Below are 17,697 nucleotides of genomic sequence, written 5' to 3' on the forward strand. Positions count from 1 at the left end.
GCCCACCCCGGGCCGGCGGCGGCTGACTTCAGCGGACCCGGGCCACTGCTTGGATGGCCTTCAGGCGGCCGTCCGAGAGCGCGTCGACGAGGTTGTCGAGGCGTTCGCGGAAGTCGGGGACGAACGCGTGCAGGCCGAGCGGGCCGGGTGGTTGCGACTGGATCGTTCGCATCAGGGCGCCGACGTGCTCGGTCAGGTCGGTCCACTGGTCGATGGCGAGTCCGGCCGATTCGATCACGGCACGCAGGGCCGGCGGTGTGACGAGATGGGTGTCATCGGGGACGTCCGCCCACGGCAACGGGTAGCTGAGCTCGTCCTGGTCGCCGGCGCAGATGTCCCACACCGCGAGTCGGCCGCCCATTTTCAGGACCCGCGTCGCTTCTTGGTAGAGACGGTCCTTGTCCGGCACGTTCATCTGGACGTGCTGGCTGAACACGACGTCGTACGACGAATCGGCCAGTGGTAGCGCGGTCACATCGCCCTGACGTACATCGATCCGATCGTCCAGGCCGACCAATTGGTTGAGCCAACGGGCTGTCTCGCAGTACTCGTCGGACAGGTCGACCGCCGTCACGCTGCAGCCGAATCGGGACGCGAGGTACCTGGCCGTTCCTCCGATGCCGGTGCCGGCGTCGAGCACCTCGTCGTCCGGTGCGACGCCGACCAGGTCGACGAGCTGCATCGTCGCGATCCGTCCACCGGTGTGGTAGTCCTCGAGCATCGCGAGATCCTCGGCCTGGAGTCCATCGAGCTTCTTGCCTGCGGCGGCAAGTGCCTGCTCGATGCCGGCCTTCGACCGGCCAGTCGTGTACTGCGAAGGAACTGGGCTGTCATTCATGCGATTTCCTCCGTGTGAGCGACCTCCGGGAGCGCCGTTACCCCATGACGTGAGGCAATGTCGCGGACGGCCGCGGCGAGGAGGTCCGGGTGTTCGCTGGTGGTCAGGTGACCGCCCGGAAAGGTCAGGACCCCAGCCTCGGGGACCCGTTCGCGAGTCGCAGCGATCTGCCGATGCTCGTACGGATCCTCGTCGCTCCCACCGACGTACAACGGGATCGTCCCGTTGAGTTCCCGTGCGATCGCGGCGAAGTCCCAGCGCCTCGCGTTGCGCCGATGCTCCTTGACGAAACCGGCGCCCTCGTGGAGGAACCTCGCGCCGTCGCGGCGGACCAAGGCGGACCACAACTCGAGGAGCTCCCGCCGGCTCGGGTGGTAGTTGCGGGAGTACATCTGGGCCTGCTGCCAGCCCCGGATGAACGACGCCGACGACCGCCCGACCGCACGCGCACCGAAGGCGCCGAGCGGGGAACGCAGGAGCGGTGTTCCTTGCCACGGGTGTGAATGCGCGTCGGCGAACAAACCGCCGTTCACCATGAAGACCGCGGTGATCCTCGGCGTCACCCGTTCAGGATCCAGTTGGCGCCGAAGGAGTTCCAGCAGAGCCAGCGAACTGTAGTCGAAGGTGACGACGACGGTACGACGTACGCCGTGGTGCCGCCACAAGGCCTGGACGAGCTCCGCCCGTCCTACCGTCGAATGTGGATAGCGCCTGGGATTGTCCGAGTCGCCCTGGCCGACCGGCTCGACGTACAACCGTGGACCGAGGCCTGCTGGTAGCAGGCGATCCACCTGGGCCCAGCCGTACGATCCGTCCGGGAATCCGGGCAACATAGTCAACCAGACCGCGTTCGCCTCGACCGGCTCCGTCGGTGCGCGTTCGAAGACCTTGAGTACGCCGGGCCCGGCGGTGACTCGTTCGTCGGTCAGGACCCGTGCCCGCTTCGCGTCGTACCACAGGCGCTGCCCGTCGGCGAACCACTCGTCTGCGGTTACCCAGACCTTGTCTGCTTGCGGTACGGCGACTGATGTCTCCTTGCTCATCGTGGACTCCTCAGGAAGGTTGCTTAGTGGACGCTGTCCACATTAGGCACACTTAGTGGACGGTGTCCACATTGTTATCCTGAGCGGATGACGGCAGCGGAGGAAGCACCACGGTCGCGGCGACGCCCGCGTGGCGACGTACGGGCCGGCCTCGTGGCGGCCGGAGTCGAGTTGGCGCGCAGCGGCGGGCCGGACGCGGTGGTACTCCGGGAAGCGACCCGGGCCGTCGGCGTCGTACCCAACGCGGCCTATCGGCACTTCGCGGACCGCGACGAGTTGCTCGCCGAGGTCTGTAGCGCGGCGATGAACGAGCTGGCGGAGCGGATGGCCGCGGAGATCGGACGCGTCCGCGGCAAGCGTGGTAACCCATCCGCCGCACAGCGTCGGCTGGGTGCGATCGGGGCGGCCTATCTCGAGTTCGCCCGTGACGAGCCCGGACTGTTCGCTACCGCGTTCGCCGTGCCACAGCAGCACGCGTACGCAGGCCGCGACACGGGTGACGCACCGGATCGAACACCTCTGGGCCTGCTACGTGCCGCCCTGGACGAACTGGTCGAAGCAGGCGTACTCGATCCGCAACGACGTGACGGGATCGAGTACCCGATCTGGTCCCTCGTCCATGGGACCGCGGTCCTCACCGGCCAGGGTCCGCTCCGCGACGCCTCCGGCGTCGAGCTCCGCCAGATCGAGGCGCGGACCCTGGCTTTTATCGGCAACAGCCTCGCGTGACGCCGCCGACTACGAAGCCATCCAGTTCTGGATGCCTTCGACCGTGCGGGGCATGGCTTCGGAGAGGTTTTCGGGCCCGTTGTCTGTGATGAGGATGTCGTCCTCGATGCGGATGCCGATGCCGCGGAGGTCCTCGGGGACGGTGAGGTCGTCGGACTGGAAGTAGAGGCCGGGCTCGACGGTGAGGACGTAGCCGGGCTGGACGGGACCCTTGCGGTAGTTCTCGTCGCGGGCCGACGCGCAGTCGTGGACGTCGAGGCCGAGCATGTGGCTGACGCCGTGCAGGGTGTAGCGCTGGTACAGGCGGCTCTCGGGGTCGAGCGCCTCCTCGGCCGACACCGGCAGCAGCTCCATCGCGTCCAGGCCGCGGACGATGATCTCCATCGCCGCCTCGTGCCCGGCGCGGAACGTCGCACCAGGCGTGAGCGCGGCGATTCCGGCGTTCTGCGCGTCCAGCACCAGCTGGTACAGGTCTCGCTGGCGCGGCGTGAACTCCCCGTTCACGGGCAGCGTCCGCGTGATGTCCGCGGTGTACAGCTGCCGGTTCTCGACGCCCATGTCGAGCAGCATCAGCGTGCCGTCGTTCACCGGGCCGTCGTTTTCGATCCAGTGCAGCGTGGTCGCGTGCGGACCGGCCGCGGCGATCGACGTGTACCCGACATCGTTGCCCTCGGCACGGGCCCGGCGCCAGAACGTGCCCTCGATCCAGCGTTCGCCGTACTGCCGGACCTTGTCCATCTCGGCGAGTACGTCGGAGAAACCGCGGTGCGTGATGGCGACGGCGTCCCGCAGCTGCTCGAGCTCGTACGCATCCTTGACCAGCCGCAGCTCGGACAGCGTCGCCGCGAACTCCCCGTCCTTGAGCTGCTCCGTCCGGGCACCGCTCAGCAGCGAAGCGATCGACTCGTCCTCGCCCCGCCGTACCCGCGTCGGTACGTCGCTCTTCAGTGCGTCGGCCAACTGGTCGACGTGCCGCGTCTCGATCCCGAACTCCTTGGCGGTCTCGGTCAGCGACGGGCGCCGGCCGGCCCACAGCTCGCCGTACATCCGGTCGCGCCAGAACTCCTCGCCCTGCGAGCGGTCGGCGCGCGGGCGGAAGTACAGCACCGAGTCGTGGCCGGTGGTGCCGTTCGGCTCCAGGACGAGCACCGCGTCGGAGGTCTGGTTGCCGGTCAGCCACACGTAGTCGGTGTGCGGGCGGAAGACGTAGTCGGTGTCGTTCGAGCGCACCTTGTAGGTGCCGGCCGGGATCACGAGCCGCTCGCCCGGGAACGCCTGCGACAGCGCGTCACGGCGCTTCGCCGCCCACACCCCGACGTCGCTCGGTGACAGATCGTGCCGCTCGGAGTCCGCCCAGCCGGAGTTCATGAACGCGCGCAGTTTCGGGCTCGGCTCGTTGTCGTGCGAAGCCGTCTTCGGAGCGTCCTGCGCGGTGGTCTCGGTCGTGTCGGTCATCGTCGACCTGTCCTCATCTCGGCGCGGCGGTGGTGGCGCCGGTCGTGGCTACGGGTGCAGTTGGTCCCCGCGAAGCGTGCCGCTGTGGGGGAGCGCCTCGGCGGGGTCGGAACCGATGCGGGTGATCGCATTGTCCTCGTCCACGAAGACTACGCTCGGCTCGAAGACCTTCGCCTCGGCGGTGTCGAACATCCCGTACGCGATCACCCGGGTGGATCAGGTGCGCCGCGGCCCCGTTGATCCCGACGATCCCGGACCCGCGCGGCCCTTCGATCAGGTACGTCGACAGCCGCTCACCGTTGGTGATGTCGACGATGTCCACCTTCTCGCCGGGCAGCAGGTCGGCCGCCTCCATCAGGGCCGCGTCCAGCGTGCACGATCCGACATAGTCCAGATCGGCCTGCGTCACCTTCGCCCGGTGCACCTTCGACTTCATCATCTCCCGCCACATGGCGGCCATGATCCGGGCGAATCCCGTTCCTGTCAGTGGCCGCCATCACCCAACCGGTTCAGCTTGCCGTTCGACCGCGGGCCGGCGGCGGAGCGAGTCGCCCTCCACGTCGACGTTCGGGAGGAGGCGGTTCAGCCAGCCGGGGAGGTACCAGGCGTGCCGGCCGAGGAGTGCCATCACCGCCGGTACGACGGTCATCCGTACGACGAACGCGTCGAGTGCGACCGCGAGGGCCAGCCCGAAGCCCATCTCGCGGATCAACGTCTCGCCGGACAGGATGAACCCGGAGAAGACCGCGGTCATGATCACCGCCGCCGCGGTCACCACCCGCGCCCCGTGCGCGAACCCGTCGACCACCGCCACCCGGGGTGCGGCGCCGTGCACGTGCTCCTCGCGCATCCGCGTCACCAGGAAGATCTGGTAGTCCATCGCGAGCCCGAACACCACCCCGATCAGGAAGATCGGCAGCATGCTGATCACCGGCCCGGTCTGTCCCGAGATGCCGAACAGCCCGGCCAGCCAGCCCCACTGGAAGACCGCGACCAAGGCGCCGAACGTGGCCACGACGGTGAGCAGGAACCCGAGCGTCGCCTTCAGCGGCACCAGGATCGAGCGGAACACCAGCATCAGCAGCAGGAACGCGAGGCCGATGATGAGTGACAGGTACGGCAACAGCGCGCCGCCGAGCTTGTCCGAGATGTCGATGCTGACCGCGGTCGCGCCGGTGACCGCCACCTCGGCACGATCCTGGTCGGGCATCAACCGGATCGCCTCGACCAGGTCCTTGGTCTGCTGCGTACTCGGGCCGCTCGACGGGATCACGGTCAGCAACGCCGTGTTCCCGGCCGGGTTGAAGACCGGTGGCGTCACCATCGTCACGTCCGGCAGCCCGCGTACGGCGGCTGCGGTCGCGGTGGCCGCCGTCCGCGGATCGGCAGAAGCGCCTGCGTCCACGACCACCATCAGCGGCCCGTTGAACCCGGGCCCGAAGCCCTCGGAGAGCATCTCGTACGCCTTGCGCTGGGTCGAGTCGGGCGCCGCGGTGCTGTCGTCGGGCAGCCCGAGCTCGAGATCGGTCGCCGGGATCGCGAGCGTGCCGAGACCGATCACGGTCACCACGAGCACCGCCAACGGGCGCCGGGTGACGAAGCCAGCCCACCGGCGGCCGATCGTCGTCCGTCCGGCCGCTTCCGGATCGCCGCCGCGGAGACCGGGGATGCGACCGCCGAGCACCCGCCGTCCTGCGAACCCGAGCAGGGCCGGCAGCAGAGTGAGCGCGATCGCGACCGCGATGACCACGGTGAACGCGGCGGCCAGGCCCATCTGGGTGAGGAACGGGATGTCGACAACAAACAGCCCGGCCAGCGCGATCACCACGGTCAGGCCGGCGAAGACCACAGCAGAGCCGGCGGTGCCGACCGCTCGGCCCACCGCCTCCTCCGGCTCCAGTCCGGTGCTCAGCTCATGCCGGTACCTGGACATGATGAAGAGCGCATAGTCGATCGAGACCGCGAGACCGATCATCAGCGCGAGGATCGGCGTACCGGATCCGATGTCGACGAAACCGCTGATGGTCGAGATCGCGGTCACCCCGAGCCCTACCCCGATGATTGCCGACAGCAACGGCAGACCGGCGGCGATCAACGAGCCGAAGGTGATCAGCAGTACGACGGCAGCCACGCCGATACCGATCACCTCGGTGAGCTGCTGCTCGTTCTGTGGTTGCAGCGCGTCGCCGCCGTACTCGACCGTGAGTCCGGACGCGCGGGCCGGTTCGACCGCGACGGCGATGGCCTCCTGCGCTTCCGGCGTGATCTCCTGCGCGGGGACCTTGTAGGTCACCTGCGCGTAGCCGGTGCGGCCGTCGGAGGAGATCGCCTTGGCGCTGAAGGGGTCGACGACGCGGGCGACCTGCGGTGCGGTCGCGAGCCGATCCAGGGTCTGCTGGACCTGTGGCGTGTCGGTGAGCTTCTGGCCGGCGGGTGCCTGGAAGACGATCCGGGCGGTCGCGGCGTCGGCGCCGGCCTGCGGGAAGCGGTCGTTGAGCAGATCCGCGGCGCGCTGCGACTCGGTGCCGGGGATCGAGAAGCCGTTGGCGGTCGGGCCGGAGAGCGTGCCGGCGCCGACTGCTCCGGCAGCCAGCAGTCCCAGCCATACCAGGAGCACGAACCGGCGGCGGCGGAACGCGAATCGGCCGAGCCTGTAGAGGTACGTAGCCATGCGGCCGATGCTTCCGGTACGCGGCCGTCGTTCGCGTCTGCTCCCGGTGGGCTTCTCGCCGTACCGCGTTCACCGTACCTGCTACTGCGTCTGCGGTACGCCGGGACGCACGAGCCCGGTCTGGTACGCCAGTACGACGAGTTGCGCGCGGTCGCGGCAGTCGAGTTTCACCATCGCCCGGTTCACGTGGGTCTTCGCCGTCGACGGGGAGAGCACGAGGCGCTCGGCGATCTCGTCGTTGGACAGGCCGAGGGCGACCAGGCCGACGATCTCGCGTTCGCGGTCGGTGAGGACGTCGAGTACCGTGGGTCCGACCTGGTGGCCGGAGGTGGGTTCGGCGAGGAAGCGGTTGATCAGGCCGCGGACGGCCTTCGGGGACAGCAGGGCGTCGCCGCGGGCGACCACACGGATGGCGTCGATCAGCTCGGCCGGCTCGACGCTCTTGCCGAGGAAGCCGCTGGCGCCGGCGCGGATCGCGTCGAACACGTACTCGTCCACCTCGAACGTGGTCAGGATCAGCACCTTCACGCCCGCGAGCGCCTCGTCCGCGGTGATCATCCGGGTCGCCGCGAGGCCGTCGACCTCGGGCATCCGGATGTCCATCAGCACCACGTCGGCCCGCTCGGACCGCGCCAGCTCGACGGCTTCCCGCCCGTTCGACGCCTCAGCAACGACCTCCAGATCGGGTACTGAACTCACCAGCACCCGGAACCCGCTCCGGATCAACGTCTGATCGTCCGCCAGCAACACCCTGATCGTCACCCAGGTCTCCCGTCTCCAGAGGAAGCACAGCATGTACGGCGAACCCGCCACCAGCCGCAGGCCCCGCGTGTAGCTCCCCACCGACCGCGCTCACACGCTCCCGCATCCCCACCAGCCCGTGCCCACCATGCGCAGCGCCCGTCACAGGAGGTAGAGCGGGTCCGTTGGTGACGGTGATCTCGAGCGCGCCGGACCGGTGGAGCAGCTGAACCTCCGCCGCCGCGCCGGGGGCGTGTTTGAGGACGTTGGTGAGGGACTCCTGGACGATGCGGTACGCCGTGAGTTCTATGACGTCCGGTAGCGCGCCCAGCGAGGCAGGTGGCGTCCAGTCGACCTCTACACCGGCTGCGGTGAAGGAGCGGATGAGAGCGTCCAGCTCGTGCAGGGACGGAGTAGGCGCCGTGGGAAGCGGTGAGCCGGAGCGACGCAGGACGCCAAGGAGCACGGTGAGTTCTTGGAGCACAGTGCGACCACCGGAGCGGACCAGCGACAGGGCGCGTTCCGCCTCGTCCGGTTGAGTGCGGAGGACATGCGCCGCGACACCGGACTGCACGTTCATCAAGGCGATGTGGTGCGCGATCACATCGTGTAACTCGTGCGCGATCCGCAACCGTTCTTCGATCACCCGCCGCTGTGCCTCTTCGTCCCGCGACTGCTCGGCCCGCACGGCACGCTCCTCCAGCTCCAGCAGATACGCGCGCCGGTACCGGACCGCTTCCCCGATCGCGCCCGAGAACAGCACGAAGAACGTCAGACCGAGGTTGTCGAGCACGTCCCCGCCGACGAAAAGCACCTCAGCGGTCAGGCTGAGCAGCGCCGTTGCGACGACCGCGATCGAGCGTGTCGGCCGGTCCTTCGCCAGGACGACGGTGTACGCCGCGACGCCCATGTAGATGACGATCGGGCTCTTGCCTTGCTCGGCGATCACGAACGTCGTGGTGATCACGGTGGTGATCGCCAGCACGAGCAGCGGCGCCCGGCGCCGGAACGTGATCACGACCGCACCGGCGATGGCGAGCAGCACCACCGTCTGGTTCAGCTGGATCCGCTCACCGACGTGCCGTCCACCCGGCACCACCAGGTTGATCAGCAGGATCGAGAGGGCGACAGCAAGGTCCAGCGCCAACGGGTGCCGCGCCAAGGCACGACAGAACCGGGTGAGCCGTTCCATCCCTTCACAGTACGTGACCGCCCGCCGAACCACCTCGTCCAGCAGCAGTATCCCCGCCGTACCGCAGGCGCGGTACTAGATGGTCGACGCCCGTACGGCGAGTTCTCGGAGGGTTTCGTAGCGGGGGCGGAGGGCGGCGACGCGGGACGCCTCGTCCGGGACCGGCGTCAGGTGTTCGCCGCCTGGGGCAGGGGAGAGGCCGAGGGCCACCGCGGCGGCGCCGCGGGCGCCGACCTCGGCTTCGGCGCAGACCGTGGTCGGGCGGGCGAAGGTGGCGGTCAGGCAGCGGCGCCACCACTCGGAGGCGTCGATCCCGCCGCCGCCGAGGACGACCTCCAGTTCCTGCCCGAACAACGAGTCGAGGATCCGCAGTCCGCGGTCGATCTCCAGTGACGCGCCTTGGAGTGCTGCCGCGAGCAGGTCGGCCGGGCTGTCGTCGAACGAGAGGCCGAAGTACACACCCGATCCGCCGGGCACCACCGCGGGTGGCCTCGTGCCGGCCATGAACGGGATCGCGATCGCACGCGTCGCCCCGATCTCGACCCCGGTCGGTTCGTCGGACTCCAGCCGCAGTACGCCGGTCAGCCACGCGTGGAGGTTGCCGGCGGCCGAGAAGGCCATCCCGGTCACGGCCCGCTTGTCGTCGACCCGGTACCGCCACAGTTCCCACGGGAGCTCGGGCGCGTTCTCGATCGGGTGCACGACGCGTACGGCGGCCGACGTACCAACGGTCACCGCTGCGACGCCGGCGTCGTACCCACCCGTCCCGACGTTCGACGCGGCGCCGTCACCGGTCGGCGGATGCACGGGTACGCCGACCAGACCGGGCCAGCGGCGTTCGTACTCCTTGGACAACGTGCCCGTCCAGCCTGTCGGCACGATCGGCGGCAACCGGTCGGCCGTCACGCCCGCGATCTCCAGCGCCTCGTCGTCGTACGCACCGGTCGCGAGATCCAGCGTGCCGGTCCCGGACGCGATCGAGACGGACGTGACGCGTTCGCCGGTCAGTCGCTCGAGCACCAGGTCCGGCAGGCCGGCGAAGGCAGCCGGGGAGTCGTCGGCAAGGAGCCACGGGATCCGGCGGGTCCAGTACAGCCGGTGCAGCCACGCGCCGGTGCGCGCGTGGAACGCCCGCTCGTCGAACGACGTACCGAGACCGAGGTCGACCGAGCGCGTGTCGGCCCACGTGATCACCGGTGTGCGCGCGACACCTTTGTTGTTAAGAGCAACGATCGAGTGCCACTGTGAGGAGAGCACGATCGCCCCGATCCCCTCGAGGTGGCCGTTCTGCTCGAGCTCGTCCAGGCACCCGAGCAGGCCCTCGACGTACTCGTGCAGGTCGAGCGTCGCCGAGCCGTCATGGCCGTACGTCGGGGAGATCTTGTGTCGCGCCAGCGCACCGGGGATCGGCGCGGCGTCTTCGGACGAGAGGACCAGTGCCCGCGCCGACGACGTCCCCAGGTCGAGGGCGAGCACCCGCTCCTCAGTCTTGGTCATGCAACGCCTTCAGGAAGGTCTGCGCCCAGAGGTTCACGTCGTGCGCCGCGAGGTGTTTGCGCATCGCCTTCATCCGCCGGCCGAGCTGCCGGTCGTCGGTGTTCATCGCGTCGACGATCGTGTCCTTCATCCCGTTGATGTCGTGCGGGTTCACCAGGAAAGCCTGCCGGAACTCGTCCGCCGCCCCGGCGAACTCGCTCAGCACCAGCGCGCCGGTGTCGTCGTACCGCGTCGACACGTACTCCTTGGCGACCAGGTTCATCCCGTCCCGCAACGGCGTCACGACCGCAACGTCAGCGGCCCGCAGCAACGCGGCCATCTCGGTCCGCGAGTACGTCGTGTGCAGGTAGTTGATCGCCGGCGTACCGATCCGGCCGTGCTCGCCGTTGATCCGCCCGACCAGGAGCTCGATCTCGTCGCGCAGCACGCGGTACTGCTCGACACGCTCCCGGGACGGCGTCGCGACCTGGATGAACACCGCGTCGTCCACCGAGATCCGCTTCTCGTCCAGCAGTTCGCCGAACGCGCGCAGCCGTTGCCGGATGCCCTTGGTGTAGTCGAGCCGGTCGACGCCGAGCAGGATGTGCGTCGGGTTGCCGACCTCCTCGCGCATCTCGGCCGCGCGGGCCGTCGTCTCCGGCTGCCGGGCGAGGCTCTCCAGCTCGTTGACGTCGATCGAGATCGGGAACGCCTTCGCCCGGACGATCCGGTCGTCGGGCAGGTGGATCCGGTCGCCGCGGGTCCGCAGGCCCATCCGGTTGCGGGCCAGCCGGGCGAAGTTGGACGCTGCGCCGGGGCGCTGGAAACCGACCAGGTCCGCGCCCATCAGCCCGTCCAGGATCTGCCGCCGCCACGGCATCTGCGCGAACAGCTCGGTCGGCGGGAACGGGATGTGCAGGAAGAACCCGATGCGTACGTCGGGGCGCAGCCGGCGCAGCATCGCGGGGACGAGCTGCAGCTGGTAGTCGTGCACCCACACGTCGGCGTTGTCGTCGGCGGCCTCCGCGGCGGCCTCCGCGAACCGCCGGTTCACCGCGACGTACGACTCCCACCACTCGCGATGGAACTCCGGCGCCACGATCACGTCGTGGTACAGCGGCCAGAGCGTCGCGTTGGAGAAACCCTCGTAGTACAGCTGGACGTCCTCGGCCGAGAGCATCACCGGGACCAGGTGCATACCGTCGTTGTCGAACGGATCCACCTTCTCGTCCGGGCTCCCGGTCCAGCCGATCCAGGCACCGTGATGGCCCTGCATCACCGGCGCCAGGGCCGTGACGAGCCCGCCCGGACTTCGGCGCCACGCCGTACTGCCGTCGGGCATCTCGATCCGGTCGACCGGCAGCCGGTTGGCCACCACTACGAAGGAACTCCTACCGTTCGGCATATTCAGTTCATCCACTCAAATCGTCGTCGTCACCGGGGTAGCGGACCCCGATCTGTCTCCTGGTTTCGTCGAGCAGGTCGAGAATCTCGAGGGTGGCGGCGTGGGGGAGGGCCGGCACTTCGATCAGCCCTTCGCGCAGCGCTTGCATGACTGCGGTTGCCTCATAGTGGTACCCACGACCATGCGTGGGTACCTCGATCCGCTCCGCTCCGGAAGCGGTCGTGCGCACGTAGTACTCGGGGTGGTGGAAACGGTGCGGGACCTGCAGGTTTCCGTCCGGTCCGCTGATCGACGCGACCCACGGGCTCTGCGACCGCAGGCCGCAGGTCAGCGCGGCGACCGCGCCGGACTCGTACCGCCAGGCCATCGCGACGTTCAGGTCGATGCCGTCGTCGTTCAGCGAACCGACCGCCTTCACCTCCGCCGGGCGGCCGAGCGCCAGGTAGGCGAATGTCATCGGGTAGATGCCGCCGTCCATCAGCGAGCCTCCCCCGAGCGCCGGGTCGAGCAGGCGAACCGGCAAGGAAGGCTTGTGGAACGCGAAGTCCGCCACCACCTGCTGCGGTTCGCCGATCACCCCGCTGTGCAGGTCCTCGAAGAGCGTCTGGATCACCGGGTTCGTGCGCATCCACATCGCCTCGGCGAACAGCGTGTCGTGCTCCTTGGCGACCGCGATCAGGTCCCGGGCCTGCGCGGCGGTCAGCGTGACGGGCTTCTCGCACAGTACGGCGACGCCGGCCTGCAACGCCGTACGGGCGACGGCGTAGTGCTGCGGATGCGGCGTACCGATGTAGATCACGTCGACCTCGCCGGAGTCGATCAGCCGGCGGTAGTCGTCGTACGCGTGCGGGATGCCGAACTCGGCGGCGAACCTGTTCGCGCTGTCCTGGGAGCGGGACGCGACCGCGGTCGCGACGGCGTCGTCCGGAAGCAGCGCGAGATCGTGCGTGAACTGGGTCGAAATGTTGCCGGTCGCAACGATGCCCCACCTGACGCGATCTATACCCACTGTCTGAACTCCGGGGTCGGGAACGGTCCGTCTGCAGCGATTCTCGCGGTTTCCAAGGCGTGCGCCAAGCGAATGAGCGTGACCTCACTTCGCGCCGTACCGCTGATCGTGAGTCCGACCGGCAGTCCGGACACCACTCCGGACGGGACCGACAGCAGTGGATAACCGGCCAGGGCCGCGTGCGACGAGGAGCTGCCGAGCACGTGATCGCCGTTCACCAGGTCGATCGCCCAGGCCGGTGAGTACGCCGGGGATACCAGCGCGTCGAGCTGGTTGTCGCGGAGCAGGTTGTCGATGCCGTCCCGGCCCGCGCGGAGTGCGGTCAGGCGCGCGGCGACGTACACAGGGGAGCTGAGGCCCTCCGTGGCAGCAGCACGTTCGAACAGCTCCTGGCCGAACCACTGCAGCTCCAGGTCCGCATGCTTCTTGTTGAACGCTATGAGGTCGTCCAACGTCTGCGGGCCGCCAGAAGCGCGGGTAGCGAGGTACGACGCCATGTCGACCTTCAGCTCGTGGGCCAGCACCTGCAACTGGTCCTCGTCACCACCTGGTGTCGGCAACGACAGGTGGTCGACCAGCGTGGCTCCGCACTGGCTGAGGAACTCCAGCGCTCGCTCGGTCACCTGGTCCAGGCCGTTCGAGTAGCCCCAGAGGGGACCGCGCGGTACGCCGATGCGCACGTTGCTGAGGTCCGTGCCGCGGCAGGCCTCCGTGTAGTCGGTCTGGCCGCCGGTGAGGACGGTGAGCAGGGCTGCAGCCTGGGTGACCGTCCTGGTCATCGGCCCGGCGGTGTCCTGCGAGTGCGAGATCGGGACGATGCCCTGCTGGGGGACCAGGCCGACTGTGGGCTTCAGGCCGACGACGCCGTTCAACGCGGCCGGGCAAACGATTGAGCCGTTGGTCTCGGTGCCGATCGCGTAGTCCGCCAGGCCCGCCGCGACCGCGGCGCCGGAGCCGGACGAGGAGCCGCCGGCCGAGCGGTTCAACGCGTACGGGTTGCGGGTGAGGCCGCCGTACGCGCTCCAGCCGGACGAGGACGCCGAGCCGCGGAAGTTCGCCCACTCGCTCAGATTGGTCTTCCCCAGGATCACGCAGCCCGCCGCGCGCAACCGCCGTACCAACGGGGCGTCCTCCGGCGGCGGTGGCTGGTCGGCCAGCGCCAGCGAGCCGGCCGTGGTCGGCAGGTCCGCGGTGTCGATGTTGTCCTTGACCAGCACCGGCACGCCGTGCAGCGGCCCACGGACCCGGCCCTCGTCACGCTCGGTGTCGAGTCGGGCGGCTTCGGTGAGCGCGGCGGGGTTAGGGGTGCAGACGGCGTTGACCAGCGGGTCGACCTCACGAATCCGCCCCTGCAACTCCTCCACCAGCGCCACGCTGGACGGAGTTGAGCTCACTTGAACGATCCTGCCAGACTCGGGTGCGTCCCGTTGTCTTGTCAGCGACACGCTTCGTGTCGCCCGAGCGGTGAATGACATCGCTGTTGTTCAGCACGTAGAGTGGCAGGCGGACGGACGATCACCGACCGCACAGGAGTCAGCTGCACATGGACAGCGCCAACGCCAGCTCTTCCGGCCCGGCCGAAGCTGCGCAGCCGGCTGTTGCCGGACTCTCGGAGCGTGACGGCCAGATCCTTGCTTTTGAGCGGCACTGGTGGAAGTACGCCGGAGCGAAGGAACAGGCGATCCGGGACCAGTTCCAGATGTCGGCGACCCGGTACTACCAGGTCCTGAACGCACTCATCGACCGGCCCGAGGCCCTCGCGCACGACCCGCTGCTGGTCAAGCGCCTGCGCCGCCTCCGTGCCGCCCGCCAGCGCGCCCGCTCCGCACGCCGACTGGGCATCGAGGTCTGACCATGTCCCGCCGCCTCAGGGCGTGCCTCGCTGCCCCACGCCCGCGGGGCGAGCAGGGGCAGGTCCTGTCCTCCCTCGTCGCGGTGGCTGCCGTGGTGGCGATCGTGGCCGGACTGCTGGTGCTGTTCGGGACGCGAGAACACGACAGCAAGGCCGACGAGAAGCCGGCCGGCGTGAGTACGCCGAAGCCCACCTCCGGGCCGTCGACCGTCGGCGCCAGCGTGCCGCGACCGTCCACGAAGCCGACCACCGAGCCGACCGATGCACCGACCAGTGCGCCGAGTAGCGAGCCGCCGTCGACCGCGCCGACCCAGCCGACCGAGACCACGCAGCCGACCGAGACCACGCAGCCGACCGAGACCGCGCAGCCGACCGAGACCACGCCGTCGACTCAGCCGACCCAGCCGGTGGTGACGATCCCGGCGGAGGAACGGCCGGCGATCGAGGTGTACAACAACACCGCGCGCAAGGGTCTCGCCGACACCGTCGCGAACCGCGCCCGGCAGGCCGGCTGGACCGTGTCCGGGTCGCCGGACAACTGGCACGGCAAGATCGCCGAGAGCACGGTCTACTACCCGCCGGGCATGCTCGACGCCGCCAACCAACTCGCCCACGACCTCGGCATCGGCCGGACCAAGGGCGCACTGGACAACATGAAGAAGGATCGCCTGACCGTGATCCTGACCTCGGACTACAGCGGATGAGCGAGCGGAGCGAGCGAACAATCAAGCACAGCGTGCTTCGTGTCTCATCCGCGCCCGGAGCGAAGCGAGGACGTGGATGAGCACCCCGGTCATCGAGACCGACTCGGGACGAGAGGGCTGGGAGGCCATCGTCTCGGACCCGGCGACCGCGGTGATCTCGTCCGACTTCGACGGCGTACTCTCGCCGCTCGTCGAGGATCCGGCGCGATCCCGGCCGGTCGAAGGCGCCCTGGATGCACTGGCCCGGCTCGCCCGGAGCGTGAACCAGGTCGCGATCGTCACCGGCCGGCCTGCACTGGTCGCCACCGAGCTGTCCGGTGTGAGCGGTTACCCGGGGCTGGGCAATCTCGTCGTACTCGGGCACTACGGGCTGGAGCGCTGGGACGCGGCGACGGGCAAGGTGACGAGCGACCCGGTGCCGGAGGGCGTCGCGACGGCGCGGGACCGGTTGCCGGGGCTGCTGCGCGAGGTCGGCGTACCGGATGCGTTCGTGGAGGACAAGGACAGCTCGCTGGCTGTGCACACGCGTCGGCTGGAGGATCCGGTCCGGGCCCTTGAACTGCTGCGGGCGCCGTTGAGAGCGCTGGCTCAGGAGGCCGGGCTGAGGCTGGAGCCGGGCAACCTCGTGCTCGAACTACGGCCGCCCGGCATCGACAAGGGCATCGCGCTCCGCCGCCTGATCGAATCCACCGGCGCGCGGTCGATCCTGTACGCCGGGGACGACCTGGGCGACCTTGCGGCGTACCGGGCGATCCAGGAGCAGCGGGACGCCGGACTACGCGGCGTACTGCTCGCTACGCGGTCCTCGAACGCGACCGAGCTGATCGAGGCCGCGGACATCGTCGTCGACGACCCGAGTGGTGTGGTGACCGTCCTCACGGCCCTTTCGGACGCGATCTCAGCCCGCTGAACGCCTGCGTCACGGTCTTGCCGATCGGCTGGACCGGGCGCTCGACGTACCCGCCCTCCTTCAGATCGGCGAGCCGTTCGAACGGGTTGCGCGACGCCGGGTCACCGGTGAGCAGGAACGAGACGACCACGCCCACGACGTACAGCGGGAGCATCGGCAGGCCGATCAGCCAGAAGTACTGCCACGAATGCCGCTCCTCGTGCCGGAGGAGCGCCGGGTTGTCGAAGTACACCCGCTCGTGCTTGCTCAGCACGACATTCCCGATCGTGAACGCCCCCGCGACCGGAAACCCGAGCTTGTACCCGTTCGCGAAGAACAACCCCCGAGGCCCCCGACTGAACGAAGCCCGCCCCAGAACCCCCACCACCGCCCCGGCAACCGTGGACAGATTCACAAAGTTCCCCACCAACTTCACCCACTGCCAGCCGGTCATGGCTCAGTATCGAGCCGATGTCCTAATGTCTCAATTCTCAGGACATCCGCTGATCTGGTTGTCGGCGGTGTGGGTCAGACTGGGGCGGTGAGTTCGGTGGTGCGGGTTTGGCGTCCTGGGCGGGTGGTGGATCCGCATTCGGTGATCGGGGGGTTGCGTAAGGGGCCTGGGGATCCGGCGTACGTGTTCGACGCGGCGCGGCGGACGGTGTGGCGGGCTACGCGGACTCCGGACGGGGCGGTGTTGTTGCGGTTGACGCCGTACGCCGGGTTTGTCGAGGCGGAGGCTTGGGGGCCGGGGTCGGAGTGGGCGCTCGACGGCGTGCCGGAGTTGCTGGGGGAGCGCGACAGCTGGGACGGGTTCGAGCCGCTGCCGGAGCATCGGGCGCTGGTGGACGCGGCGCGGCGGTTCCCGGATGTGCGTGTGCCGCGGACTCGGGCGGTGTTCGAGGCGATGGCGGCGGCCGGGATCGAGCAGGTGGTGACCGGCCAGGAGGCGTTCCGGGCGTGGCGGCTGCTGCTGCGTGAGTACGGCGAGCCTGCGCCGGGCCCGACGCCTCCGGACGGACGGCAGATGATGGTGCCGCCGGCGCCCGAGGAGTGGCGGCAGATCCCGTCGTGGCAGTGGCTGCGGGCGGGTGTCGAGGGCCGACGATCGCGGGTTGTCATCACGGCGGCGACGCGGGCGAAGGCGCTGGAGCGGACGCTCGAGCTGAGCGACGCCGGGGAGATCGAGCGGCGGCTGCGGTCACTGCCCGGGGTCGGGGTGTGGACGGCGGCCGAGGTACGGCAGCGGGCTCACGGGGACGCGGACGCGTTCTCGTTCGCGGACTATCACGTGTCGCGGAACGTGTCGTACGCGCTGATCGGCGAGGAACTCGACGACGACGGCTGCGCCGAGCTGATCGAGCCGTACCGCGGCCACCGCTTCCGCGTCCAGCGCCTCCTCGAGCTCGCCGGCATCGGCCACCCGCGCTACGGCCCCCGCAAGGCGCTCCCCACCCACACCCCAGGTGCCACCCACCGCCTCTGAGCGAACCACCCACGACCCACCGACCGCCCGTGGGCGGGATTCGCTCGCGACCCGCCGCCTGTGGGCGGGATTCCCACGCGCGCCCCGCCGGATCCCGCCCGCGACCCGCCATCCGTGGGCGGACTTCTCCTGCGGCCGGTCGCAGGTGGGCGGACGCTCGCCACTCATCAACCCACCGTCCAGCGGTGAGACCACGCCTGGTGGGGC

At 69.4% G+C, this 17,697-nt stretch carries 17 protein-coding genes; 5 read left to right on the forward strand and 12 right to left on the reverse strand.

The window, feature by feature from the left end; translation table 11 throughout:
• Positions 1 to 28: 28 nt before the first annotated feature.
• Positions 29 to 838 carry a class I SAM-dependent methyltransferase gene (locus EV137_RS23645; RefSeq protein ID WP_134130760.1) on the reverse strand — a complete coding sequence of 270 codons (810 nt, stop codon included), beginning with the start codon at positions 836 to 838 and terminating at the stop codon, positions 29 to 31.
• Positions 835 to 1,881: an alpha/beta fold hydrolase gene (locus EV137_RS23650; protein ID WP_134130761.1), complete on the reverse strand. Its 1,047-nt coding sequence runs from the start codon at positions 1,879 to 1,881 to the stop codon at positions 835 to 837. Before EV137_RS23650 ends, EV137_RS23645 begins: the two co-directional genes overlap by 4 nt.
• A gap of 87 nt (positions 1,882 to 1,968) precedes the next feature.
• On the opposite strand from EV137_RS23650, the gene EV137_RS23655 reads away from it, so the two are divergent.
• On the forward strand, positions 1,969 to 2,610 hold the full coding sequence (locus EV137_RS23655) for a TetR/AcrR family transcriptional regulator (RefSeq protein ID WP_134130762.1): 642 nt from the start codon (positions 1,969 to 1,971) through the stop codon (positions 2,608 to 2,610).
• 9 nt (positions 2,611 to 2,619) lie between these two features.
• Here EV137_RS23655 and EV137_RS23660 read toward each other — a convergent pair whose 3' ends face one another.
• The 9 genes from EV137_RS23660 to EV137_RS23700 all read right to left on the reverse strand — a co-directional run bounded on the left by EV137_RS23660 (position 2,620) and on the right by EV137_RS23700 (position 13,953).
• On the reverse strand, positions 2,620 to 4,065 hold the full coding sequence (locus tag EV137_RS23660) for an aminopeptidase P family protein (protein WP_134130763.1): 1,446 nt from the start codon (positions 4,063 to 4,065) through the stop codon (positions 2,620 to 2,622).
• A gap of 13 nt (positions 4,066 to 4,078) precedes the next feature.
• Positions 4,079 to 4,516, reverse strand: coding sequence for an aspartate 1-decarboxylase (gene panD, locus EV137_RS23665; RefSeq protein WP_445991795.1), 438 nt, complete (start codon positions 4,514 to 4,516; stop codon positions 4,079 to 4,081).
• Positions 4,517 to 4,561: 45 nt separating this feature from the next.
• Positions 4,562 to 6,736: an MMPL family transporter gene (locus EV137_RS23670; RefSeq protein ID WP_134130764.1), complete on the reverse strand. Its 2,175-nt coding sequence runs from the start codon at positions 6,734 to 6,736 to the stop codon at positions 4,562 to 4,564.
• 81 nt (positions 6,737 to 6,817) lie between these two features.
• Positions 6,818 to 7,498, reverse strand: coding sequence for a response regulator transcription factor (locus tag EV137_RS23675; RefSeq protein WP_134003746.1), 681 nt, complete (start codon positions 7,496 to 7,498; stop codon positions 6,818 to 6,820).
• Positions 7,401 to 8,669, reverse strand: a complete 1,269-nt coding sequence (locus EV137_RS41515; RefSeq protein WP_134130765.1) for a sensor histidine kinase — start codon at positions 8,667 to 8,669, stop codon at positions 7,401 to 7,403. The genes EV137_RS23675 and EV137_RS41515 overlap by 98 nt, the downstream gene beginning before the upstream one ends.
• A gap of 75 nt (positions 8,670 to 8,744) precedes the next feature.
• Positions 8,745 to 10,166 (reverse strand): FGGY family carbohydrate kinase, encoded by a 1,422-nt coding sequence (locus EV137_RS23685; RefSeq protein WP_134130766.1) that lies wholly within the window; start codon positions 10,164 to 10,166, stop codon positions 8,745 to 8,747.
• Positions 10,153 to 11,550 (reverse strand): alpha,alpha-trehalose-phosphate synthase (UDP-forming), encoded by a 1,398-nt coding sequence (locus tag EV137_RS23690; protein ID WP_134003752.1) that lies wholly within the window; start codon positions 11,548 to 11,550, stop codon positions 10,153 to 10,155. Before EV137_RS23690 ends, EV137_RS23685 begins: the two co-directional genes overlap by 14 nt.
• A 7-nt stretch (positions 11,551 to 11,557) precedes the next feature.
• Entirely contained in the window at positions 11,558 to 12,559 is a 1,002-nt protein-coding gene (locus tag EV137_RS23695) for a Gfo/Idh/MocA family protein (RefSeq protein WP_134130767.1), read from the reverse strand.
• Complete coding sequence (locus EV137_RS23700) at positions 12,550 to 13,953, reverse strand: amidase (protein ID WP_238175504.1); 1,404 nt, start codon at positions 13,951 to 13,953, stop codon at positions 12,550 to 12,552. The genes EV137_RS23695 and EV137_RS23700 overlap by 10 nt, the downstream gene beginning before the upstream one ends.
• Before the next feature lie 149 nt (positions 13,954 to 14,102).
• On the opposite strand from EV137_RS23700, the gene napA reads away from it, so the two are divergent.
• The 3 genes from napA to otsB all read left to right on the forward strand — a co-directional run bounded on the left by napA (position 14,103) and on the right by otsB (position 16,025).
• Positions 14,103 to 14,411, forward strand: a complete 309-nt coding sequence (gene napA, locus EV137_RS23705; RefSeq protein WP_134003758.1) for a nucleoid-associated protein NapA — start codon at positions 14,103 to 14,105, stop codon at positions 14,409 to 14,411.
• Positions 14,412 to 14,413: 2 nt separating this feature from the next.
• Entirely contained in the window at positions 14,414 to 15,115 is a 702-nt protein-coding gene (locus EV137_RS23710; protein ID WP_134003759.1) for a LytR C-terminal domain-containing protein, read from the forward strand.
• Between the two features lie 76 nt (positions 15,116 to 15,191).
• Positions 15,192 to 16,025, forward strand: a complete 834-nt coding sequence (gene otsB / locus EV137_RS23715) for a trehalose-phosphatase (protein ID WP_134003761.1) — start codon at positions 15,192 to 15,194, stop codon at positions 16,023 to 16,025.
• Here otsB and EV137_RS23720 read toward each other — a convergent pair.
• Entirely contained in the window at positions 15,991 to 16,431 is a 441-nt protein-coding gene (locus EV137_RS23720; protein ID WP_238175505.1) for a hypothetical protein, read from the reverse strand. The two genes, otsB and EV137_RS23720, sit on opposite strands and share 35 nt — an antisense overlap.
• Positions 16,432 to 16,545: 114 nt before the next feature.
• On the opposite strand from EV137_RS23720, the gene EV137_RS23725 reads away from it, so the two are divergent.
• Positions 16,546 to 17,490 (forward strand): DNA-3-methyladenine glycosylase family protein, encoded by a 945-nt coding sequence (locus EV137_RS23725; RefSeq protein WP_238175506.1) that lies wholly within the window; start codon positions 16,546 to 16,548, stop codon positions 17,488 to 17,490.
• Positions 17,491 to 17,697: the final 207 nt, after the last annotated feature.

The organism is Kribbella pratensis, assembly GCF_004366075.1.
In the GTDB taxonomy this organism is placed as follows: domain Bacteria; phylum Actinomycetota; class Actinomycetes; order Propionibacteriales; family Kribbellaceae; genus Kribbella; species Kribbella pratensis.